Origin of the sequence: Marinomonas sp. PE14-40, assembly GCF_051623805.1 — a bacterium.
GTDB lineage: Bacteria > Pseudomonadota > Gammaproteobacteria > Pseudomonadales > Marinomonadaceae > Marinomonas.
This window is the reverse complement of the sequence record NZ_CP130700.1, coordinates 4010203-4032823: the sequence shown is the minus strand read 5'-3', so window position 1 is coordinate 4032823 and position 22621 is coordinate 4010203. Positions and strand designations below refer to the sequence as shown.

Below are 22621 nucleotides of genomic sequence, written 5' to 3'. Positions count from 1 at the left end.
TTTCTATGCAAGATGTTAAAGCCCCCATTGCCATAACAATGGGAGACCCGGCCGGAATAGGGCCTGAAATCATCGCTAAAACACTCACTGCACCCACATTTACGACTCAATGTGTGGTGATAGGTGATCCTCTTGTGATGCAAGGGGCAATCCAACAGGTATCGGTAAACTGGTCGATCCATGAGATACAAAGCCCTGAAGAGGCAAATTTTAGCGCTAATACTATTAATCTGATCGCGAGCTCGCACTTCACCCAATTACCCAAGGTGGGTGAAATCAATGCAGATAATGGCAAAGCTGCTTTTGACGCCATAGTCACAGCGATTGAATTAGCAAAAACAGATAAGGTATCAGCACTTGTCACCGCCCCTATTCATAAAGAATCCCTTAGTTTGGCGGGTATCAAATACCCAGGTCATACTGAAATCCTCGCTCATTATTGTGACTCTGACAAAGTCGCCATGATGCTTGCAAATCAAGAGTTACGCACGGTATTAGTCAGTATTCATTGCTCCATGAGAGAGGTGTTAGACAGGATTAATTTTGATGGACAAATACAAGCGATAGAACTTGCTCAACAGGGCGCTAAGGCCTTGGGGTTTCAGCAGCCTCGTATTGCCGTTGCAGGGCTCAACCCCCACGCGGGAGAAGGCGGTCTATTCGGTCGAGAAGAAATCGATATTATCCAACCAGCCATTAAAGCGTCTCAAGAAAAAGGATATCTAGTCAGTGGCCCTTGGCCAGGGGATACGGTTTTCATGCAAGCAAGACAAGGAAAATTCGACATTGTCGTCGCACAATATCATGACCAAGGTCTGATCCCAGTGAAATATATGGGCATAGAAACTGGGGTTAATATCACTCTGGGACTAACCTTCATACGTACAAGCCCAGATCATGGCACGGCATTTGATATTGCAGGTAAAGGTATTGCAGATCACGCAAGTTTAGAAACAGCCATTAGCTACGCAACAAAACTCATCAATTGTAAAAACCAAGGGGCCAACCATGACTTATAATTTTATCTTTATGCTTACCCGTAATGACCGCACTGTGGCAGACGCCAAACAACATTTAATAACAGCAATCAACGCTGGCATCAAGCACATAGGATTTAAAGATATTGGCCTGCCTATTGAAGACCTAAAAGCATTAAATAAGCTGATAAAAACGGGCGGTGCCACAAGCTATATTGAAGTTGTTTCTCTTGATACGGATAGCGAAATTGCATCCGCTAAAGCTGCTGTCGAAATTGGAGTCGATTACCTTTTAGGGGGCACAAGAGTTGAGCATGTTCTACCTCTACTCAAAGATAGCAATATTCAATATTACCCTTTCCCAGGGCGAATTGAAGGCCACCCAAGTAATCTTATGGGTAGCATAGAAGACATAGTTCAAAGCGCTATTTCACTCACTCAACATGAGGGTGTACATGGGTTAGATTTATTAGCTTATCGTTCAAGTGAATCCGTACCAGAACTCATGGCTGCGGTAACAAGTGCCATCAATAAACCTGTGATAATGGCAGGCTCTATTGCAGGACCTGAACGAATTATTGCGGCCTATGAAGCAAATGCCGCAGGCTTTACCATAGGTACGGCTGCATTAGATGGCCTTTTTCCAGCCGCAAATACCGACCTTTCTAGCCAATTAGATGCCATTCAGACCTGTGTCGCTAAGCTGGCTTTAGACCATTAACTCAGTAATCTTTTAGACTTAGCCGATTCGAAAAAATTGGCTAAGTCAAAGTACTAAAAAATTGACTGTGTTTCAGCAGGAGCAGGCTTTAGCGGGCGCATTCGAATCGGGTGTGATAACACAATAGAAGTACGGGTTTCACCAAAATGGTTAATCGAGCCAACAAAGTCTTCAAGGTGCTGCAAATCCCGTGTTACTACTCTTAATAAATAAGAATCCTGTCCTGTTACATGCAAACATTCAATCACCTCTGGCATTTCATTTAACTCTTGCATCAAGCGAGTTTTATTAGGCTGTAATGTGGTCATGCCGATTATGGTCATCACCTTATAGCCGATGGCTTCAGGTAATATGGTGGCGCTATAACCACTGATAATGCCACTTTCTTCTAACCGCTTTAACCTTTCTGAGGTTGCGGGTAAAGACAAGCCAACTTCATTCGCAAGGGCTTTTAAGGATATGCGCCCATCATTTTGAACCGCCGTTAAAATTTTCCAAGATAAAGGATCTATTTTCATAATTTCGGTACTTTTGTTGTTTTACCTAAATAGTTTAGTTCAATTCACATTTATTCAGAAACTTCATTATTTAGCCCCTTCTTCTCTTTTGTCAAAATATGCCTATTCATTTACTGACTTAAAGGAGAGGTCCGATGGACTTTTTATTATTGATGAAAGCCGCTGTCATTGGTTTATCCATTGCAGCTCCCGTTGGCCCTATTGGCTTATTATGCATGCAACGCACTCTAACCAGTGGTGCAAAAGTAGGCTTTGCTTCCGGCTTAGGTGCGGCATCTGCCGATGCGGTTTATGGGGCCATTGGGGCTTTTGGACTCGCGGCGGTGACTCAAGCATTTACCTCCCTTTCGGCCCCCTTGGCACTATTTGGTGGGCTCTTTTTAATTTGGTTAGGCCAAGGCTTACTGAGAGCCAAAACACCAGACAGCACAGCTAGTACAAGTAAAAAAGCAGCAGGTATTTTCCGCGCTTTCTTTTCGACTCTTGCACTAACACTCGCGAGCCCCATGACAATACTGTCTTTTGTGGCAGTTTTCTCGGCTCTTGGCGGCAGTATCTCTCTGACATCAAGTTCAGCTGGCACCATGGTCACTGGGGTCTTTTTAGGCTCTGCGGCTTGGTGGCTGATGCTAGCAATTGGAGTCACCATGGTACGCCATAAAATTAGCCCAGAATGGATGCTAAAAGTCAGTCAGATTGCGGGCGTTTTGTTGATTATCTTTGGGGGCTGGCAGCTAATCAGTTTGATTTAATAAAAATAAAATTAGACAAACAGTCCAATTATAGATAAATTGTAAAAATCTAATTTATCTATTGGTTAATATATTGGAAACTAAGATGTCTGATTCTCTTCAAAATTACAGAGTGTTATGTAAAGCCATTTCACTCTTATTGCCCAATCAACTTGAGGTCGTCATACACGATTTAGGCTCAGGCAAAATTGCGCATATCGAGAACCCTTATTCCAACCGAAAAGTGGGTGATGATTCATTGATAGATGAAGATGAGCTCACCACTGAAATTGATAACAAAGCCATTATTGGGCCCTATTCGAAATCCACCCCAGAAGGTGAAAGCACAAAATCGATTACCAGCGTATTAAGAGATGATAAAGGCGTCGCAACCCACCTTCTTTGCATCAATATGAAAACCGGTTTATTCGCGCAATCTGCCAAGCTACTGGCGTCGTTAATCGATATTGAGTCAGAGCAACAAAGCCCTGCCCTGATGGGCTCAGATTGGCGCGAAAATGCAAACCAAATCATAGCTAAAACCTTGGCCGAACTTGGGATGGCAATGCATGCAACAAGCAAAGCAGACAAGCTCAAGATAGTGGCGGCCCTAGAAGCCAATCAGATTTTTCAAATAAGAGGTTCTAGCGACTATGTTGCCAAGGCTTTTGGCATCTCAAGAGCCAGTTTATACACCCTGTTACGAGATGTTCGACAGCACTGATCATTCAATTAATGCAACAAATACGCTATTCAACATTTAGCTTAAACGGAGAGTTTGATAATGACGTCCCCAAAACCTATGCGTGATTTTTCTTTAGAAGTCTTTTTCTCTAAGTGGGAATTTAAAGCCAAACACCATATGACAGCCTCAGATTTAGAAACCCTGACATTGAGCCAACTATTGGCCATGGCAAGTGAGGAAGACAGAGAAAAGTACGACAACCTCACATTGGGTTATACGGAAACCTGGGGCGCGCCTGAATTACGTGAACTCATCGCGGGCACTTATCAAAGCATGCAAAAAGACAATATTCTTTGCCTAGCAGGTGCAGGCGAAGGCATTTATGCCCTAGCAAGATGCTTACTTACAGAAAAAGACCACGTCATAGTGCCTACTCCAAATTACCAAAGCGCTGAGACGATCCCTTTAGCCATTTGCGAGGTAACAGGTGTCCCACTCATAGAAGATAACACTGGCCAGAGCAAAGGCGGTTGGAAACTGGATATTGCAGGGATTAAAGCCGCTATACGCCCTAATACCAAGCTATTATCAATCAACTTTCCACATAACCCCACAGGCTATGTGCTGAGCGCAAAAGAGCTCGAAGACGTTATCACTTTATGCCGAGAAAATGATATCTACCTTTTCAGTGACGAAGTTTACCGTGGGGTCGAGCTCAATTCAGATGATCAAATGCCACAAATAGCCGATCTCTATGAAAAAGGCATTTCCCTTAATGTCATGTCTAAAGCCTATGGATTACCCGGCCTTAGAATTGGTTGGATCGCCTCACAAGATAAAGAAGTACTTTTAAAAGTAGAGCGTTATAAGCATTTCTTGTCTATTTGTAACTCAGCACCTTCTGAGCAACTGGCCATCATTGCCTTAAAAAACAAAGACGCGATTTTAGCTCGCAACCTTAACTTGATGCAGCGTAATGTAGCAGAGCTAGAGCAACTTTTTGCAGACTACCCGGGCATCATTGATTGGCAGCGTCCTTTAGGTGGTTGTGTGGCCTTTCCTCGGTATATTGGCCCTGGCAATGTGGAAGACTTTTGCAAATCACTCCTTGAAGAAAGTGGTATCTTATTGTTGCCCGCCTCCATTTATGCCTCTGACTTGAATGAGGTATCTAAAGACAGATTCCGACTTGGTTTTGGTAGAGACAAGGTATTCACTGAAGGCCTCAAAGCCATGCGCCAGTACTTTGAAGCTAACTTCTCTGATCTGTAACCTTCAACCTGTAACCCTCAACCTGTAACCCCGAGATTCAGGATTATAAGGAGACTAAGATGCACGTTATTCCGTTAGCAGATATTCGCCCAGCTTTATCTTTTACAGCAGCAATAGATGCCGTAAAAGAGATCTTTATTGATTATTCAAAGGGCCTAATTGAGCAACCAGAGCCAATGCAATTTCTATTTAAAGAATTCAATGGTGCTTTTTTTGGTGACTGCCATGTTAAGGCGGCTCAACATGCTCAGCAGCCTTATTTTGTCATCAAGGTGGCCTCTGGTTTTTATCAGAATACGGCAAAAGGCCTTCCGGCTAACAATGGCTTAGTGCTTGTGATGTCTGCACAAACAGGCGTGCCCGTAGCATTACTCCAAGATGAAGGCTGGCTAACTCAGGTTCGTACAGCGGCAGCAGGTGCCTTAGCGGCTTCTTTAAAGCCTGTATCCAAGGATGCTTATTTAGGCTTAGTCGGCGCAGGCACCCAAGCTTATCTACAAGCCCAAATGATTAGCCAAAATCTAGGCATCAAAAAAGTGGCTATCTATGCTCGAAACTTAGAAGAAAGCCAATCATTCAAACAAAGGCTCGAAGCAGAATCAGGGCTCATAGTCGAAGTTATGCAAAGTGTACGAGAGGTGTGTCACACAAGCCAAATACTGGTCACTGCCACGCCTTCAAGTACTGCACTGGTTCAAGTTGAAGACCTTCCTAAAGAACTTCATATTGTGGCGGTTGGCGCTGATAGCCCGGGGAAATCTGAAATCGCGCCAGATGTACTGGCTAACGCCGATATTCTGGTCACAGATAACCATGAACAATGCCTACACCATGGGGATTTTGGGAATGCGGTACGCGCTAGCGCAATTGCTGAAGACAGTGATATTGAGCTAGGGCATTTACTTGCAGGCAAGAGGGGCGATATCGACTTTGCTAAGGCCAATATCAGTGTCGTAGACCTCACAGGCATTGGTGCTCAAGATCTTGCGGTAGCAAGCGTGGTGGTTGATCAACTCGCTTTATAATTTATTATCGCTAGGCAAGCGACAAAGCAGCCAATCACCCCAAATGACAAGCAAAAAACCAGATTGCTTAGGCCAGACGGTTAATGGTTTCAGCCATTTTAACCAAGCTCTTTTGGTTCATCTTTTTCAGACAAGGCAAATAAACTAAATCCGCTAATTTACCTGCGGTATTTGCCTTTTCTGCATCCTGATGAATTAAAAGTAAGTTAGTACGATCAAACGCATCAAAGCCTTGCAGCCTCAAAGCATTCATTAAGGCTGCGCTATTCTGGCTTCTCACTGCGAATAACCAAAAATGAGTACTCTCATCCTTCGTATACTTTTGATGTGCATAGCTTTTATTTACAAAGCTAATGTGAGAATCCAACTGCTTAATGAGACTCTCATACTTATTCTCACCTTGTAATTCGACAGGCAATTCTTTTTCGATCAGCATACGCTTCAAACTTGAGCAAGGTTGGAGCCGAACAGACTCAATGTCAAAAGGCCCTGAGTTCGTTTGCGATAATCTGTTTACTACAGATGTGAGCTTATCCCCCAATAAACGAGAGATAAGTGAATAGACTTGTTTATGCAAAAGTAAATGAAACAGATAGAACTTTATCACCTTGGAAACATAGGTTAATTCAGCTTGTTTAGGGTAAGAAAGCAAGGCTTGCTGCATTCGCTTTAACAAAGCTTTGTCTTTCAAATAGACGATACCACCACCCACGAGACTAGCCGTTTTTAATGGTCCAAAACTGTAAAACGCCGCATCACAATAGGGAGAATGCCGTTTTAAGTTGCCTTGGTAAGCTTGTGATAAATCTTCCACCACAAACACACCTTTGGCCTGAAACTTCTGAATCAGAGCATCAATATTTTTATAGCCACCAAAAAGCTGTGCTATCACGACCAGTTTAGTATTTTCATCCAAATACTCATCAATATCAGCGTCAATATCTAAGTCGTCATCCAGTGAAATCAATTGAATACTTTTGTGGTTTGCTTCAACCACATCCACCATGCCTTTAATGTTAACTTCAGACATAAGTATCTTGTGTTCAGGCGCTAACCCAAGACTATTAATCAAAAGATCAAAGCCCGATCGCACAGAAAAACAGGCTAAATAGCCCTCTTGCTCGAATCTAGCCCCCTCTTTATCTTTATTAAAAAGGATATTTTTAAATATTTTAGCGAAGGGAATATCGAGAGTCTTCCTTGGGTACATAGCTGTATTCTTCCATCATGTCAGCGATTAAGCGGCAAGCTCGACTTAGAGCTAATTTAATAACCAACTTACCCCTGCCCTATCACTTTCGCAAGCTTCTGCTCCATTTTACGGTAGGCGAGAGACTCCATAAGATGCCGGCGCTCTACCAGATCAGCTTGGCTTAAATCAGAGAGAGTGAGTGCGACTTTTAACACTCTATGATAGGCCCTTGCGGATAAACCCAGCTTGTCTAACGCCCCTTGCATAAAGGCTTTATCACTTTCATTTAAGGCACATATTGCTTCTAATTCACGACCATTTAGCTGAGCATTTAAGCAGCCTTGGCGTGCTCTTTGTCTTGTCACAGCCTGCTCGACCCGTTCTCGTATTGAGGCACTGCTTTCCCCCGTTTCATCGGCATTTACCAAAACATTGGAAGGCAAAGGTGGCACTTCAACATGGAGATCTATGCGATCTAAAAATGGCGCTGAGAGTTTACGCAAATAACCTTGGCTGGCTCTTGAACCATAATAATCATCCCCTTGGTAAGCTTCATTGCTCGCATTCATAGCAGCCACCAATTGAAATCGAGCGGGATAACAGACTTGCCCTCGTGCCCGGGACAAATGAATTTCACCGTTTTCTAAGGGCTCTCGAAGTACTTCCAACACTTTACGGTCGAACTCAGGCAATTCGTCCAAAAATAAAACACCACAATGGGCCAAAGAGATTTCACCTGGTTTTGGCACAGATCCACCACCCACTAAAGCGGCGGCAGAACTTGAATGATGAGGTGAACGAAAAGGTCTTTCTTGCCAAAACCAATCAGCACCTATTTTCCGTCCTGACACTGACTGCACACTGGCAACAGCAAGGGATTCGGCCTCTGTCATACTTGGCATAATACCAGGAAGGCGTGAAGCCAACATGGTTTTACCTGTGCCAGGTGGGCCAATGAATAAAAGGTTATGACCACCCGCAGCGGCAACTTCTAAAGCACGCCTAGCTTGAAATTGGCCTTTTACATCGGCCATATCCTTATATTGTTTTTCACTTCTTTCAGCCAGCTCAGCAATACAAGGATTTAAGAAGGACTGCTTCATTAAGAAGCTGGTAACTTGGGTAAGATGCAACGCCGCTAGGTGATTAGATTCAACCAAGGCTGTTTCCATTTGATTATCGATAGGTAAGATAAGCTGCCTACCCGCTTTAGCTGCTGTAATGGCTGAAGGCAATAAACCGGGCACTCCTCGAATATCACCAGAGAGAGCTAACTCTCCCACAAATTCATATTCATCCAGTTCGACCTTACCCAATTGCCCTGAGGCAACCAAGATACTCACAGCAATCGCTAAATCATAACGTCCGCCTTCTTTGGGTAAATCTGCAGGCGCTAGATTGATGGTGATGCGCTTAGTAGGAAATTCAAACTTACTCATCATAATCGCGCTGCGCACTCTGTCTTTAGACTCTCGTACCGCCGCTTCTGGTAAGCCGACAATACTCAACGCAGGTAGTCCGTTTGATATATGAGTTTCAACCGTCACTAGGGGGGAGTCGACACCAACACGGGCACGACTAAACACTCTCGCTAAACTCATGATCACTCCTTGATCAAAAAGCCTGAAAACAATAAGAAAAAGGAAGCAAGATGCTTCCCTCAGAATGACACTTAACCACTCCCTGTGAGTTAAGCCTCTTTTTAAGCATAGCAGCTAACTCATAGATTTCACTGAATTATTTCTAAATAACTACTTAATACTTAAAGGATTATCACCCATTTTTTAAACTAGTTTTTTGATTTAGCCCCTGTACATTGTCTTTGATAGTGATAAAGTGAATGCTCAATGGAGTTAATATTATTGATCAATTCATAACTAATTTAAGGAGGATTCTATGTCTTTGTGGTGTGTTACCAACCCACGCCTTTTTGGTATTCGTATCCGCTCAAGAGTTTTTGATATCGCGCTGCGATAATCTCGACTTGAGCGAAATTTTTACGACTGAGTTATTAACTGTCTGAAGACAGTCTAAAACCTCACCCGAACACCTTCCCTCATGTTCGAAGAATTATTGTCAGCTTTGACAACGGCCTTTTGCGCCAAAAATTCTTGAGAATATTATGAGCACTTTTTTAACAGCACAATCCCTAACACTTGCACACTCAACCAAACCTTTATTTACTGCGCTAAACTTCACCATACAAAGTGGCGACAAAATTGGTCTTATCGGCCATAACGGCTGTGGAAAAAGCTCTCTACTTAAGTTGCTCAATGGCGAATATGACGCCAGTGAAGGCAATATCGCCAAGGCGAATCACTGCTTAATGAGCTATGTAGAACAACATATACCCCCAATCTTAGAATCTAGCAGTCTAATTAATGCCTTAGCAGAAACTCTCGACGAGACAGAGCATTGGCGCGCAGAGTTAATGCTATCTGAATTGGGCTTTGCTGAGCATGAATATCAGATGCAAGTCAGTCATGCCAGTGGTGGCCAACAAATGCGCCTTCTACTGGCTCGCGCCATTATTAATGAGCCTGATTTACTCCTGTTAGACGAACCTAGTAACCATTTAGACCTCGCCTCTCTGATGTGGTTAGAACGCTTTTTATCTCGCTGGAAAGGCTCATTCATTCTTGTATCTCATGACCAAGTACTACTTGATGTCATCACCAATACCACCTGGATTATGCGTGATAAGTCTTTACATCACTTCGCTCTAAGCTGTACTCAAGCAAGAACTGCACTGGATGAAAAAGATGAACAAGACAGACAGAGGCATCAAGGCGAACAAAAAGAAATTGATAGAATCGAGAAAAGTGCAAAGCGTTTAGCCACTTGGGGCAAGGTCTATGACAATGAAGATCTCGCCCGAAAAGCAAAGACTATGTACGCCAGAAAAGAGCGCTTAGAAGAAGAGCAGACAGAGCTTAGCGAGGGAACGCCTTGGCACTTACAACTTGAGGGAGAAGCCTTACCAGCCAATCGCCTGCTCGAAACCATACCTTTCATGCTAAAACCGCCTCAAAGCGAACTTAGCCTTTTTCAAATGCCTGAAATGCGTATTAAGAGTGGTGATCGCATCGCGGTACTAGGTAACAATGCCTGTGGTAAGTCCACCTTACTCAATCTTTTACATGCTTTTTATCTTGAGCAAACATTGAATCAACAAGCGATATTTCAGCCAGACGTTAACTTTCACCCTAGCTGTCGTTTAGGTTATTACGATCAATCTCAAAACCAGCTTAATGATGAAGACTCTCTCATAGAAGCATTAAGTCATTTTAGCGCCCTGAGTGATGAACAAGGCAAGCGAGCCTTGATTAGTGCTGGGTTTGAATATGCCCGCCATATACAAAAGGTCTCCTCATTAAGCGGTGGAGAGCGAGCTCGTTTGCTGTTTATCGGCCTGACTTTGGCTAAGTATCATCTAGTGTTTTTAGATGAGCCGACCAACCATCTAGATATGGAAGGCAAAGAAGAACTCATAGACACACTCAACATCTTTAAAGGCGCCAGTTTAATCGTCAGTCATGATAGAAGCTTAATCGAGCAAGCCTGCAATCGATTCTGGTTTATTCAAAACGGCGAACTCACTGAATACCTCAATGTTGAAGAGGTATATCAACAGATTTCAGAAAAAAATGAGCTTAAGTCCCTTAAGGAAGAGACTACTGATAAGGCGAAATTTTCTCAAAATGGTTCCGGCACAACTCAGTTGCAAAACCTTAATGAAGAAGCCATGTTAGAGCGCTTAATTGAGCTTGAGACGTTACTTGAAGAGGATTTAAAACGAAAAGCAAAGCGGCAAAAACCTAAACTACAAGCACAATGGCAAGATGAGATAAAACAGCTTCAAGCTAAACTCTAAGAAAACTGAGATTAAACCGTTAAGGGTTAGGTACAAACAAAGAAATATCTGCGTTTGTATCTAATTTAAGGTGAGAAAACGACTCGCTTTTAAGAGAGAAAAGATGCGACTTAACCACTCCCTGTGAGTTAAGCCTCATCTTAATCATAGTCACTAACTCATCAATTTCACGGAGATATTTCACTTTATGAGAAAAAATCATTTTAAGTCACTTAGTTCTTTATAAGCTTTGGCCAAGTAAAATAGAAAGCCGAACCCTTACCCACTTTTGATTCTAAATATACTTGGCCACCGTAATGTTCAACGATCTTTTTAATCAGCGCTAAGCCCATGCCGCTACCCTCTACTTCATCTCTTGGTTTAAGGGTTTTGAACATTTTAAAAATTTCTTTAAAGTAATCAGCTTCTATGCCAGGCCCATCATCCTTGATCATAAAAGTGTAATAGTCGTCGATTTCTTCACAGCTAATCTGTATTTTCCCAGCACTCTTATCATGGTGTTTAAACGCATTATTGAGAAGGTTACGCACAACCTGTTCAAACGGAGACTTTAATGTTTCAAAAACGGGTAAAGAAGAGATTAGCTCTAATTCAAACTTGTCATTAGGTGAATAAAGCGGAAACAAACCTTGAATAAGTTCCTGGCTATCCAGTAGCGCTAAAGTCGCTTGTTGTCGATTGGCTCTAGAGTATTCCAGTAAATCACTTAATAAGGTATCCAAACGCTTAACCCTGTTATTAATCAGGGTAAGGTTCTTGGGTATGTCCTCAAGTTTGCCCTCTTCAATATCTTCCAGAACCCAGTTAGAGAGTTGGCTAATACCTCTTAAAGGGGCTTTTAGATCATGGGATGCGACATAGGCAAAATCATCAAGATCACGGTTAGAACGAGCCAGCTCTTGCGCCAAGTTTTGTGCACTTTGTTTAGCTGTTTCAGATTCTTGCATCAGTAAAGAAAGACTGGTCTTTTGTTGCTCCAAACTTTTTACATGTTGGTTTAAAAGGGTGTTTTGCTCTGATAGTGCAAGTGTTCGTTCTGCCACCGTTTCTTCTAATTCGCGATTGTGCACTTGTAGCAATTCACTTAAATTGGTAACTCTACGAGACTTCATGACTGCCACTTGCAAGGCATAAAAAGACAGAGCCAATAAGAAGCTAATCAAGCCACCACCGACTAAAATCCAATTTGCTATGCTTGGCGATTCAATTTTTTGTTTTAATTCATCATTTAAAGAAAGGTTTAACTGCCAATGTCTATCAGGAATTTTGATATCAAAACTGAAGGCGCTATCTGACTGAGTTTGTCCATAAAGCAGACTTATCTCATCTGTTTCAATGTCATGCAGGGTAATCTTTAAACCAATTTTATCGGCTTGTTCACGGGCATTGTTCATCAGGGTATCAATTCTAAAAACACCGGTAACATAACCCACTAAAGACAAACGTCTTTCTTCAGCTGTTTTAGGCAGACTACCTTTGGCAAACACAGGCGCTATAATCAGAAATCCGTAAGATTCACCCGTTTCCTGGACCAAACGAATTTTAGAGGTCGCTGTCATTAAGCCAGTATTTCTCGCCATGATTAATGAGGCATTCCTCGTCGCACTACTACTCAGATCAAACCCTTGAGCGGCCTTATTAATTAAATAAGGACGAATATAAGTCACAGGCGTGTAGGTGGCTTTGCGCTGACTTGCAGCCAAGACCCCCTTTTCATCGCGTGCTTTAATTAAAAAATCACCTTGCTGACGCCTTAGTCTCGCTTCAAATTCGTCTCGATTATCATCATGTACCAAAGGCACCCAGCTTAGTGCTTGAATATAGTGACGTTGCTCTATACTCAGCACGTCCATATATTGATTAAATTCACTCTGGGATGAAAGTTCAGGCTTAGCTGAATAAAAAGCTTGTAGGGCGGCTAAGTCATTAGTGGACTTATCAATCGCACCTTGAAAATGAATAGAAATCTGTTTGGCGACATTTTCTAGCTTAATAAATTCCTGATTAATTAAACGAGCACTGACTGCCATAGTGAGGTTATAAGCGCCCACTAAGCCGACTAAACCTAGGATAATCGCAAAAAAAAGTGCTTTAAAAGACACCTTACCCATTAGCTAACGTCCCTTTCGATTCTTAACCACCAAAAATTTTAACCAGATGTAAATAGGCCCCATATAAGATAAAAGAGAGAGAAAATAAGGCTGCTATTAACATTAGACTATAGCCAACTTTTCACTTTTATCTTGGTAAAAATTTAACAAAGACAAGAAGTAGGCTAGAAGAGCATTTAAAGTGTTTGAGTAAAAAAGGGAGCCAAGATAGGGAAGAAGATAGAGCGGAAAGCAAGGGAAAAGTGACTCGATTTTTAGTCATCAAGTCACAGACAAGTAATTCAGTAATGGATAGTTCAAGTTGGCTTATTCGTACCAGCCATGCCAAGGAACAAAGCCAAGTTTCATTAAGCTTTGCTGCGAAATAGGGCTAACAATTGTTTTTGCAATCTCCCCGATTTCATCAAGGTCAGTCCAACCTTTTTGCAATATCCAGCCGGTTTCGTTATCACAGCTAACGACAATTCGAGAGTAGGAGATATCACCCGCTAATTTGGCATCATAAGAGTCAAAAAAGACCCAAACCTTATTGCCTAAAAAGTAATTTGGCCAATCCTTGTCCGCTTCTCTTAGCTCATCAATATACACAAAATCCCTTGGTTTCTTGCGGGTAAGTGCCATATTTCAACCTCCAACCTGTCGTCTTGTACCATTTGAGTTTTCAATAAATCACATCATACAAGCCAGTATCAGAAGAAAATAGAGACAAATTGTCGCTATAACCCTTATAAGCTAAAGCTGATAAGAAACAGATTAAAAGCAAAATATACCTTTCTGGGTATATCCTGCGAATGGGGGCAAGACGTATCTTATGAATCATGGAGACATGCCCAAATGATTCGGTTATGTCGAGGCCAATAATGCTTACTTAGAAACTGTTCTGGGTATAAAGGTAGAGAAAGATTATGTCACAGTCTTCACATACAACATCTTATTACGCTGCATCTGCAAATGATAAAGTACAGCGCCCAAGCCTAAACCAAGATATCAGCAGTGATATCTGCGTTATTGGAGCTGGCTTTACTGGCATGTCTAGTGCGCTACATCTCGCTGAGCAAGGTTTCAGTGTCACTGTACTAGAAGGGACTCGCATTGGTTTTGGCGCGTCAGGGCGTAACGGTGGCCAGATAGTTCATAGTTACAGCCGTGATGTCGATTTTATCGAAAAACATTATGGCAAAAACACAGGCCAAGAAATGGGCAAAATGGCCTTTGAAGGAGCCAAGGTCATTCGTCGTTTCGTCAAAGATTACAGCATTGATTGTGATCTAAAAGACGGCGGCATCTTTGCTGCTTGTAATCCAAAACAAATGCGAGACCTTGAAGGCAAAAAGAAACTTTGGGAATCCCACGGACACAGAGATCTTGAACTTTTATCCGCAACCGATGTGCAAAACTATATTGGTAGCGATAGATACACAGGCGCTTTGTTGGATAAATCAGGTGGTCACTTTCACCCACTGAACTTGGTGCTAGGTGAAGCCGCTGCCTTTGAAGGGCTTGGTGGTGTTATCTATGAAGACTCAAAAGTAATAGGTATAGAAGAAGGCGAAAGAGCTGTCGTACGTACCGAAAATGGCAGCGTCACAGCCAATTATGTGGTTGTTGCGGGAAATGCTTATTTAGAAGGTCTAGTGCCTAAACTTCAAGCCAAAGCCATGCCTTGTGGTACTCAAGTCATCACGACAGAACCACTAAGCCAAGCCCAACAAGATGCTCTACTGCCAAATGGCCAGTGTGTGGAAGATTGTAACTACCTACTCGATTATTACCGTCTTTCTGGTGATGGCCGTCTTATTTATGGCGGTGGTGTGACTTATGGCGCCCGTGAGCCAGATAAGATAGAAGCGCTTATTACCCCTAAAATGCTAAAAACCTTCCCAGAACTTGAAGGTGTCAGAGTCGACTTTGCTTGGACAGGTAACTTCTTGCTAACCCTTATGCGTCTGCCTCAGCTAGGCCGAATTGGTAGCAATATTTATTATGCTCAGGGCTATAGTGGCCATGGCGTCACTTGCTCGCACTTAGCTGGTAAAGTCATTTGTGATGCGATCCAAGGAGACGCTAAACGCTTTGATGTGTTCGCAGGTTTGCCACAATACCCATTCCCGGGCGGGCAAGCACTGCGTATTCCTTATACAGCTATGGGTGCTTGGTACTACAACCTAAGAGATAAATTAGGCATTTAGAACCAACAGACTTATGTCAGTTCTGATAGAGGTGAGCTTTTGTCCAATAAGCTCACCTTTTTATTTTGAAATGAAGACGGATTTCTTAGGCTTTAACTATGGCACTTCACACATCTCGTTTGGCATTTATCATACTTTTTTCTGTGGCCTTCATTTGGGGTGCCGAATTTGTTCTGGTGGATTTAGCCGTGGTTAAGGTCTCAACCAACCTATTCAATGCCTTGCGTTTTGCCCTTGCTAGCCTCGCCCTACTACCACTTTATTTCATCAAGAAAGAAGTAATTGACACTGATGTCCTAGGCCGTCTTTTCTTAGCTGGCTTTAGTTTAGGCTTTCTGCTCTTTGTTGGGTTTTATGCGCAAACAGAAGGAATGCGTTTTACCAGTGTAGCGAATGCGGGCTTTATCACTGGCCTTAGCGTGCCACTTGTCCCTGTACTGGCTTTTCTTGTGTTTAGGCAGAGTGCCAGTTGGAATGTTTGGTTAGGTGTTGTGTGTGCCACATTAGGCCTTTATCTACTCACAGTCGGAGATAAACTCAGTTTTAACCAAGGCGATAGTCTGGTATTTGTTTGTGCCTTTGCCTTTGCTTTTCATATTCTACTCACCGACAAATTTGTGGCGAACTTGCCGATTATCAGCTTAAGCATCATACAAATGGCGGCGGTCGCTATTTATAGCCTGATTGCCTTAATGCTAGTCCCCGAGCTAATAAGCCAAGAAGCCACGAGCAATTCCTTCGATATCAGCATCTTACTCGACCCTATCGTACTCAGTGGCATTCTAGTCACAGGTCTACTTGGCAGTGCATACGCTTACTGGGCACAGTCAGCCTGTCAGCGCCATTTGGAACCTGCCAAAGTCGCCTTAATTTTTGCGACAGAACCTGTCTTTGCATTTCTCTCTGCTTGGGTCTTTTTAGGGGAAGTTTTAGGCTTTCAGGGCAGCCTAGGTGCCCTGCTAATTCTAGTGGCGATACTCGTATCCGAATTAGGACACAATCTGACAGATAAAAGCTTATTTAAAAGTATGCGAGGTCAGAAACCTAACTAAGATGCTGCTTTAACAAAGCAAGTAGCATGAGTTTAAGATCCGCCAGAGTGCGTTTTGCGCGCTCTGGGTTTTGATTAACCACCACCAAGAAAGCACTGTGGCTAGTCTCAAGGTACAAGCGCCCGAGCCTTTCTCTTTCTTTAATATGAGAGTGAATACCCATACGTTTAAATAATGCTGCCATATGAGAGATGACTAACTCGTCATGCTCTGTATCTAGGCTACGAAGCTCAGGGACGGAAAACATTGCCTGCACCAAGGTTAGAATGGCTTTTTGTTTTTTGTAGGCTTTCAGGTTGAGAGCCAATATTTGCTCAAGCAAATCATCAAGAGGAATGGTTTCTATTTCCCAAGCACTGATCTTGGTTAATACCTTTTCTATTTCCTCTAACCATTCACTGGCCATGGCATACAAGATGGCATGTTTATTAGGAAAATAGTGGTATAAAGATCCCACCGAAATGCCCACTTCTTTCGCAATTAATACTGTGGTGAGGTCATCCAAACCTACCCTCTCAAGTAGCTCACTCGTCACATCCATAATCTTTTTTGAGCGTTCTTTCGAACGTCCCTGCACAGGGGCAGAACGACGGGTGAGATCTTGTTTTTTCACTTTATCAATAGAGGCTTGATTAGATGACACTTGCGGCATTAAAGAGGTTCCGGTTTCACTTTATATTAGGTTGGTGCAATTCTAAGCCATTATAAAGCAAACAGGCTAGGAGAGATTAAACTCTCTCCTAGCTTTTCTAGAATAGTCTATCTCTTAATGAATAATAGAGCATGCCTGCGACCAGCCCAGGCCAACGTAATAAAGTACCACCAGGAAAACTTGGAGATGGCATTTGCGCAAAGACATCAAAGCCACGGCTTTGTCCTGCAATCGCTTCGGCCATAAGTTTGCCACCTAAGGTCGCCATGGCTACACCATGGCCCGAATAACCTTGCGCTACCAAAACATTGGGCTCAATACGTTGGAAAAATGGCATCCTATTTAACGTGATTGCTAAGGTGCCACCCCAGCCATAATCTATCTTGGTTTGGCTAAGTTCTGGGTAAAATTCAAGCATATACTTACGGACAAACTGACCAATATCTGAGGGGAACTTAGCCGTGTAATTTTCACCGCCTCCCCATAACAATCTATTATCCGCAGACAATTTAAAGTAATTAATCACAAATTTTGAATCTGCCACAGCCACATCTTGCGGATTAATACGGGCGCACATCTCATCGCTTAAAGGCTCTGTGGCTAAGATAAAATTATTAATCGGCATAATTTTACCTGCGATTCTTGGCTCTAAATTCCCCAAGTAACCATTACAGGCTAATAAGACAAACTTGGCTTTCACACAGCCTTTTTCTGTGTTCACTTGAGCTTGCTTTCCTGTCTGATAGTCAGTTACTCGACTGTCTTCGAAAATTCTGACCCCAGCTTTTTCAGCCGCTTGCGCCAACCCTAAGGCATAATTAAGTGGATGAAGATGTGCACCTTGCTTCCAATACTCTCCACCATGGTATTTATCCGAACCTAACATGGCAGACACTTGAGCCTTATCTAGATACTCAATATCCTGATAGTTAAGTTTGCTCTGTTTGTAATCCACGCTCTGCTTAAGCTCATCGCAATGTTTAGCTTTATTCGCCACATGCAAAACGCCTTGTTTAAGATCACATTGGATCTGATGCTTTTCAATCAGGTCTTTTACCAAATCGACCGAATCTAAGGACATTTGCCATAATAGGTCTGCACTTTCCTTGCCAACCTTAGCGATCATGTCTTCATGGGACATATTATGCCCTTGGCAAACCTGACCACCATTTCTCCCTGAGGCACCCCAAGCCACTTTATGGGCTTCTAACAAGATCACTGAATAACCCTTTTCAGCCAGATGTAACGCCGCTGACAGTCCAGTAAAGCCGCCACCGATAATACAAACATCACAATCTTCATCACCAACTAGGCTGGCATAGTCTTTTTTGCTATTCGCAGAATCAAGGTAATAGGATGCTTGGTAGCCAGTTAAACTCATTTAATGCTCCAGAATATAGGGCTAAAAACTTTATAAACCTTAAAACGAGTAAGATCTAAAACAATAAACCGAATGATAATTCGGATTTATTCTAGTTACAAGCACCATTTTTCGTGTTTTTTATTCACTTAACTATTGCTTTAATAATTTCTTTAAAATAATCTAAAAGCGAATGATGATTCGGTTTAATGTTTTTAATCATCATCCAGAAGATTACAAATTGGCATTAGGCATAGCGATACGCGTCTGCCAAACTATGAACCAGAGTCCATACAATAAAGGTGATTTATGGAAGCCATAAAGCGGTTTCTCACAGACAATCTAATTACAGAAGTTGAATCCACCCTGCCTGACATGACAGGCAATGCCCGTGGCAAGTTCTATCCCACTAAAAAGTTTCTTGATGAAAAAGGCGGACGCATTCCTGAAACCTTATTAGTGCAAACAGTTACCGGTGACTGGGCTGACAATCATTATGATATTGTCGATCCAAGTGATAGAGATATGGTGCTAACACCTGATGCCAATACGATTCGTTTGGTACCTTGGGCGAATGAGCCGACTGCGCAAGTCATCAATGACTGTTACACAGTTGAAGGTGAACTTCACCCGCTTGCTAGTCGCTCTGTTCTCAAAAAAGTACTCGCACTTTATGATAAAGAAGGTTTACAGCCAGTTATTGCCCCTGAGGTTGAGTTCTATCTTATTCAAAAAAACAATGACCCTGATTCAGAGCTAAAGCCTGCTATTGGTCGTTCTGGCCGTCGTGAAACAGCACGTCAATCCTATAGCATAGATGCGGTCAACGAGTTTGACCCTGTCATTGATACTCTCTACCAATACTGTGAAGCACAAGGTTTAAACGTGGATACACTCATCCATGAAACCGGTGCAGCACAGATGGAAATTAACTTCTTGCATGGTGATCCACTTGATCTTGCTGATCAGGTTTTTGTTTTTAAACGCACCTTGAGAGAAACGGCGATTAAACACGGCATCTACGCGACCTTCATGGCTAAACCCATGCAAAATGAACCTGGCAGTTCAATGCATATTCACCAAAGTTTGATTGATGTGAAAACCGGCGAAAACATATTTGCCAGTGATACCGAGCAGTTCAGCGAACGTTTTTATCACTACCTTGGTGGATTGCAAAAATTCACGCCTCACGCCATCAGCTTTTTTGCACCAAACGTCAATTCATATCGTCGTTTTGCGCCTGAAATCTCAGCGCCAATCAATATGAAATGGGGCATAGATAATCGTACCACTGGCCTTAGAGCACCTGCTGCACCTAAGCCAGCAACCCGAATTGAAAACCGCTTTCCGGGGGCTGACAGCAACCCTTACCTTGCGATTGCAGCGAGTTTAGCGTGTGGCTATTTGGGCCTTAAAGGTGAATTAAAACCGACTAAACCCACCTCAGATGCGGCGGCTGAAGAAGGCGATACGGTCGAGCTAGCGCGTTCTCTTGAAGAAGGTTTACGACTCCTTGAAGAATGCCCAGAACTGACTGAAATTATGGGACCTCAATTCGTAGAAGCCTATATCGGCGTTAAGCGAGCAGAGTTTGAGACCTTTCATAAGGTAATTAGCTCTTGGGAAAGGGAGTTCTTATTACTCAATGTATAGGTTTCACTTAGTGTGACCTATGCGACTTTCAGCTTTGAAGCAATAACAATAAAAAACCAATGCTATGAAACGGCGCTTTCATGGCACATATAGAAAGAGGCTATTCAGATGAAAATCAATTTAACATCTCGTTTTACCCTAGGTTTATCTAGCTTGACCTTGGCTTGCACCTTAGCAGGCCAAGTTCAGGCACAAGAAGAGCTCAAGCTTTATAACTGGTCTGACTATATCGCCGAAGATACGATTGCGAATTTCGAAAAAGAAACCGGTATCAAGGTTACCTATGATGTCTACGACAGTAATGAAACGCTTGAAGCAAAACTACTAGCCGGTAATTCGGGTTATGACCTTGTTGTGCCCAGTTCTTACTTTATGGAGCTGCAAATCAAGGCTGGCGTATTTCTACCACTTGATAGAAGTAAGCTAACAAATTGGCATCATCTGGATCCTTTTTTAATGTCTTCTCTTGAGAAGAAAGACCCTGATAATAAATATGGTGTACCTTATTTATGGGGTACAACAGGCATAGGTTACAACCCAGAAATGGTGGCTAAAGCCTTAGGTGAAGACGCACCAGTGGATAGTTGGGACCTTATTTTCAAACCAGAATATATGGAAAAATTGGCGAACTGTGGTGTGACTTATTTGGACTCTCCCGATGAGATGGTCACCATCGCGCTTCATTACACAGGCCAAGACATAGGCAAAACCAAACGCTCTGACTTCAAGCCATCAAGTCCAGCAGGTAAAGCCTTAAAAAATGCGAGACCTTTTATTAAGCAATTCCACTCTTCTCAATATGTAAATGATCTTGCCAATGGTGATAGTTGTGTCGCTGTCGGTTTCTCTGGCGATGTATTCCAAGCAGCTGCCAGAGCAGAAGAAGCCGATAATGGTGTGGAAGTTGTATATAGTATTCCAAAAGAAGGCAGTGAAATCTGGTTTGATATGCTTGCTATCCCTGCAGATGCGAAAAACCCAGACAATGCCCATAAGTTCATTGACTATATTTTACGCCCTGACGTGATTGCCAGTATTACCAACTACGTTTGGTACGCAAACCCAAATCCGGCGTCAAATAGCCTGATAGATGCCGAGATCATAGAAGACCCAGCCATCTATCCTAATGATGAAACACGATCAAAACTCTATATGAGTTCTCAATTACCTTCTAAACTCGCTAAAGTTCGTAACCGTCTATGGTCTGATTTAAAGACAGGTCGCTAATGGTATTTAGACGTATCTTTAAGAGAGTGGCGATCGCTGCTTAGTTAAGTTTCAAGTGATGTAACTTGTCGGCCCCTTTTGTAGGGGCCTTTTTTTTGCTTTTAAACTAGATGTAGACAAATCCTCTTCGCTATATTTCCTATTATTTTTTCTAGAACAGCTACACTGAATTAACATAATTAGTAAAACTAACTTACGCCTATTCTTATGCTCATATAGGGACTTATGCATAAAGGCTTAAAAGGTACTGAATGAGTCACCCTATTACTTCCACTTTAGTTTGCCTTATTTTGTCGCTGAGCTTGCCTAGTATGAGCTATGCAGATGCTAAAATTCCCTTACGTATCCTGACTTGGGAAGGGTATGTCACAGATGAAGAGCTCACCGAGGTAAATCAAACGATTGAAAAGCTTGGCTATAACTACGAGGCCCAAGTGATTTCCCCTTATTCAGAAGGGGCTGAGCAGATGTTCTCCCAGATTAGAGCTCATCAGGTGGATGTTGCTTTTCTCACTTTGTTTTTTATCAAAATGGATTTAGAGCAAACCTCTAAATTACTTCAACCTATCAATATTCACTCTCCCAGATTAAAAAATTATAAACATTTACAGCCTACGCTTACCCACTTACCTATGGGCCTTAATGCAAGTAAACAGCCTCTCTATATCCCTTGGGGTGGCGGTACTTACGGATTTTATGTTGATAGAAATAAGGTATCTAAGCGTGATGTTCCAGCATCCATAAAAGACTTATGGCAAGCCCGCTGGAAAGGAAAATACTCACTGAATAAAAGCCAAGAGTGGTACAACATAGGTTTGAGTTTAATGAGCCTAAATAAATCACCTTTCTTAATATACGAAGCCGTACAAGCAGGAGAGTTTGAAGTTATTAACCAAGAAAGAAGTATACTGGAAGAGCAGCTTACTAAGCTCTATAACAATGCGGGAGACTTTTGGCGAGTCTCACCAAAATTTAATGACGGGTTACATATTGTCAGTAGTTGGGGCCCTGAAATAGCACGAGAAAATGCCAAAGGTGCCAACTGGCAAATGATACATTTTGAAGAAGGGCAAATGGCTTGGCTCGATACGATTAACTTCACCAAGGAAGTCAGCGGTAGAAAGTTAGAGGCCGCTGAGATATTTGCAAATTTTTTCATCGGCAAAAAAGTACAAAGTCGTATTACTCAAAAACTGTCCATGGTAGCAGCCTCTTCAGAAGTCACACCAAACCCAAATTTAGGTGATCCTAGCCAGGTGTTTAAAGCCGATATGTTTGTCCCTCCCTATGACAAAATAAGTTACGACATAATGGAAAGGTTCGTCGAAAAAGCCAACCAACAGATAAAAAATAATACCCTTGATTAACCCATGAAAAAGATT

19 protein-coding genes are annotated in these 22621 nt (G+C 42.4%); 12 read left to right on the top strand and 7 right to left on the bottom strand.

The features are described 5' to 3' along the window. The first annotated feature begins 5 nt into the window (after positions 1–5). Positions 6–1019, top strand: coding sequence for a 4-hydroxythreonine-4-phosphate dehydrogenase PdxA (gene pdxA, locus Q0A08_RS18620; RefSeq protein ID WP_438462966.1), 1014 nt, complete (start codon positions 6–8; stop codon positions 1017–1019). After that, the gene (locus tag Q0A08_RS18615; protein ID WP_438462965.1) at positions 1009–1698 is read left to right on the top strand and encodes a hypothetical protein; all 690 of its coding nucleotides are present in this window, start codon (positions 1009–1011) and stop codon (positions 1696–1698) included. Before pdxA ends, Q0A08_RS18615 begins: the two co-directional genes overlap by 11 nt. Before the next feature lie 53 nt (positions 1699–1751). On the opposite strand, the gene Q0A08_RS18610 is transcribed toward Q0A08_RS18615, so the two are convergent. Then, the gene (locus tag Q0A08_RS18610; RefSeq protein WP_046017707.1) at positions 1752–2216 is read right to left on the bottom strand and encodes an Lrp/AsnC family transcriptional regulator; all 465 of its coding nucleotides are present in this window, start codon (positions 2214–2216) and stop codon (positions 1752–1754) included. Between the two features lie 134 nt (positions 2217–2350). Between Q0A08_RS18610 and Q0A08_RS18605 the strand changes: the two genes are divergently transcribed. From Q0A08_RS18605 to Q0A08_RS18590, 4 genes are all read left to right on the top strand, one after another. Further along, on the top strand, positions 2351–2968 hold the full coding sequence (locus Q0A08_RS18605; RefSeq protein ID WP_438462964.1) for a LysE family translocator: 618 nt from the start codon (positions 2351–2353) through the stop codon (positions 2966–2968). 85 nt (positions 2969–3053) lie between these two features. Then, positions 3054–3671: a helix-turn-helix transcriptional regulator gene (locus tag Q0A08_RS18600; RefSeq protein ID WP_438462963.1), complete on the top strand. Its 618-nt coding sequence runs from the start codon at positions 3054–3056 to the stop codon at positions 3669–3671. A 60-nt stretch (positions 3672–3731) separates the two neighbouring features. Beyond that, complete coding sequence (locus Q0A08_RS18595; RefSeq protein ID WP_438462962.1) at positions 3732–4904, top strand: aminotransferase class I/II-fold pyridoxal phosphate-dependent enzyme; 1173 nt, start codon at positions 3732–3734, stop codon at positions 4902–4904. A 59-nt stretch (positions 4905–4963) separates the two neighbouring features. Continuing rightward, positions 4964–5929 carry an ornithine cyclodeaminase family protein gene (locus Q0A08_RS18590; protein ID WP_438462961.1) on the top strand — a complete coding sequence of 322 codons (966 nt, stop codon included), beginning with the start codon at positions 4964–4966 and terminating at the stop codon, positions 5927–5929. 67 nt (positions 5930–5996) lie between these two features. On the opposite strand, the gene Q0A08_RS18585 is transcribed toward Q0A08_RS18590, so the two are convergent. Both Q0A08_RS18585 and Q0A08_RS18580 read right to left on the bottom strand, forming a co-directional pair. After that, the gene (locus Q0A08_RS18585) at positions 5997–7139 is read right to left on the bottom strand and encodes an aminotransferase class V-fold PLP-dependent enzyme (RefSeq protein ID WP_438462960.1); all 1143 of its coding nucleotides are present in this window, start codon (positions 7137–7139) and stop codon (positions 5997–5999) included. A 68-nt stretch (positions 7140–7207) separates the two neighbouring features. Continuing rightward, positions 7208–8722: a YifB family Mg chelatase-like AAA ATPase gene (locus Q0A08_RS18580; protein WP_438462959.1), complete on the bottom strand. Its 1515-nt coding sequence runs from the start codon at positions 8720–8722 to the stop codon at positions 7208–7210. Between the two features lie 521 nt (positions 8723–9243). Here Q0A08_RS18580 and Q0A08_RS18575 point away from each other — a divergent pair. Continuing rightward, positions 9244–10995 carry an ABC-F family ATP-binding cassette domain-containing protein gene (locus tag Q0A08_RS18575; RefSeq protein ID WP_438462957.1) on the top strand — a complete coding sequence of 584 codons (1752 nt, stop codon included), beginning with the start codon at positions 9244–9246 and terminating at the stop codon, positions 10993–10995. 212 nt (positions 10996–11207) lie between these two features. Here Q0A08_RS18575 and Q0A08_RS18570 read toward each other — a convergent pair whose 3' ends face one another. Further along, on the bottom strand, positions 11208–13106 hold the full coding sequence (locus Q0A08_RS18570) for a sensor histidine kinase (RefSeq protein WP_438462956.1): 1899 nt from the start codon (positions 13104–13106) through the stop codon (positions 11208–11210). 306 nt (positions 13107–13412) lie between these two features. Continuing rightward, on the bottom strand, positions 13413–13727 hold the full coding sequence (locus Q0A08_RS18565) for a hypothetical protein (RefSeq protein WP_438462955.1): 315 nt from the start codon (positions 13725–13727) through the stop codon (positions 13413–13415). Positions 13728–14011: 284 nt separating this feature from the next. Here Q0A08_RS18565 and Q0A08_RS18560 point away from each other — a divergent pair, with 284 nt between their 5' ends. Then, complete coding sequence (locus tag Q0A08_RS18560; protein ID WP_438462954.1) at positions 14012–15295, top strand: NAD(P)/FAD-dependent oxidoreductase; 1284 nt, start codon at positions 14012–14014, stop codon at positions 15293–15295. A gap of 98 nt (positions 15296–15393) precedes the next feature. Continuing rightward, complete coding sequence (locus Q0A08_RS18555; protein WP_438462953.1) at positions 15394–16347, top strand: DMT family transporter; 954 nt, start codon at positions 15394–15396, stop codon at positions 16345–16347. Here Q0A08_RS18555 and Q0A08_RS18550 read toward each other — a convergent pair. Further along, positions 16340–16999, bottom strand: a complete 660-nt coding sequence (locus Q0A08_RS18550; RefSeq protein ID WP_438462952.1) for a TetR/AcrR family transcriptional regulator — start codon at positions 16997–16999, stop codon at positions 16340–16342. The genes Q0A08_RS18555 and Q0A08_RS18550 overlap by 8 nt on opposite strands. A 97-nt stretch (positions 17000–17096) precedes the next feature. Beyond that, on the bottom strand, positions 17097–18380 hold the full coding sequence (locus Q0A08_RS18545; RefSeq protein WP_438462951.1) for an NAD(P)/FAD-dependent oxidoreductase: 1284 nt from the start codon (positions 18378–18380) through the stop codon (positions 17097–17099). A gap of 288 nt (positions 18381–18668) precedes the next feature. Between Q0A08_RS18545 and Q0A08_RS18540 the strand changes: the two genes are divergently transcribed. The 3 genes from Q0A08_RS18540 (at position 18669) to Q0A08_RS18530 (ending at position 22606) form a co-directional block, all read left to right on the top strand. Beyond that, entirely contained in the window at positions 18669–20012 is a 1344-nt protein-coding gene (locus Q0A08_RS18540) for a glutamine synthetase family protein (protein WP_438462950.1), read from the top strand. A 108-nt stretch (positions 20013–20120) separates the two neighbouring features. Further along, positions 20121–21239, top strand: a complete 1119-nt coding sequence (locus tag Q0A08_RS18535; RefSeq protein WP_438462949.1) for a polyamine ABC transporter substrate-binding protein — start codon at positions 20121–20123, stop codon at positions 21237–21239. Positions 21240–21490: 251 nt separating this feature from the next. After that, entirely contained in the window at positions 21491–22606 is a 1116-nt protein-coding gene (locus tag Q0A08_RS18530) for an ABC transporter substrate-binding protein (RefSeq protein ID WP_438462948.1), read from the top strand. Positions 22607–22621 lie beyond the last annotated feature (15 nt).

Coding starts and splice junctions, on each gene's coding strand:
- Q0A08_RS18575 (WP_438462957.1), top strand. CDS start 9,244: ATGAGCACTTTTTTAACAGCACAATCCCTAACACTTGCACACTCAACC.
- Q0A08_RS18570 (WP_438462956.1), bottom strand. CDS start 13,106: ATGGGTAAGGTGTCTTTTAAAGCACTTTTTTTTGCGATTATCCTAGGT.
- Q0A08_RS18560 (WP_438462954.1), top strand. CDS start 14,012: ATGTCACAGTCTTCACATACAACATCTTATTACGCTGCATCTGCAAAT.
- Q0A08_RS18565 (WP_438462955.1), bottom strand. CDS start 13,727: ATGGCACTTACCCGCAAGAAACCAAGGGATTTTGTGTATATTGATGAG.
- Q0A08_RS18605 (WP_438462964.1), top strand. CDS start 2,351: ATGGACTTTTTATTATTGATGAAAGCCGCTGTCATTGGTTTATCCATT.
- Q0A08_RS18590 (WP_438462961.1), top strand. CDS start 4,964: ATGCACGTTATTCCGTTAGCAGATATTCGCCCAGCTTTATCTTTTACA.
- Q0A08_RS18540 (WP_438462950.1), top strand. CDS start 18,669: ATGGAAGCCATAAAGCGGTTTCTCACAGACAATCTAATTACAGAAGTT.
- Q0A08_RS18530 (WP_438462948.1), top strand. CDS start 21,491: ATGAGTCACCCTATTACTTCCACTTTAGTTTGCCTTATTTTGTCGCTG.
- Q0A08_RS18615 (WP_438462965.1), top strand. CDS start 1,009: ATGACTTATAATTTTATCTTTATGCTTACCCGTAATGACCGCACTGTG.
- Q0A08_RS18600 (WP_438462963.1), top strand. CDS start 3,054: ATGTCTGATTCTCTTCAAAATTACAGAGTGTTATGTAAAGCCATTTCA.
- Q0A08_RS18610 (WP_046017707.1), bottom strand. CDS start 2,216: ATGAAAATAGATCCTTTATCTTGGAAAATTTTAACGGCGGTTCAAAAT.
- Q0A08_RS18580 (WP_438462959.1), bottom strand. CDS start 8,722: ATGAGTTTAGCGAGAGTGTTTAGTCGTGCCCGTGTTGGTGTCGACTCC.
- Q0A08_RS18585 (WP_438462960.1), bottom strand. CDS start 7,139: ATGTACCCAAGGAAGACTCTCGATATTCCCTTCGCTAAAATATTTAAA.
- Q0A08_RS18595 (WP_438462962.1), top strand. CDS start 3,732: ATGACGTCCCCAAAACCTATGCGTGATTTTTCTTTAGAAGTCTTTTTC.
- Q0A08_RS18555 (WP_438462953.1), top strand. CDS start 15,394: ATGGCACTTCACACATCTCGTTTGGCATTTATCATACTTTTTTCTGTG.
- Q0A08_RS18545 (WP_438462951.1), bottom strand. CDS start 18,380: ATGAGTTTAACTGGCTACCAAGCATCCTATTACCTTGATTCTGCGAAT.
- pdxA (WP_438462966.1), top strand. CDS start 6: ATGCAAGATGTTAAAGCCCCCATTGCCATAACAATGGGAGACCCGGCC.
- Q0A08_RS18550 (WP_438462952.1), bottom strand. CDS start 16,999: ATGCCGCAAGTGTCATCTAATCAAGCCTCTATTGATAAAGTGAAAAAA.
- Q0A08_RS18535 (WP_438462949.1), top strand. CDS start 20,121: ATGAAAATCAATTTAACATCTCGTTTTACCCTAGGTTTATCTAGCTTG.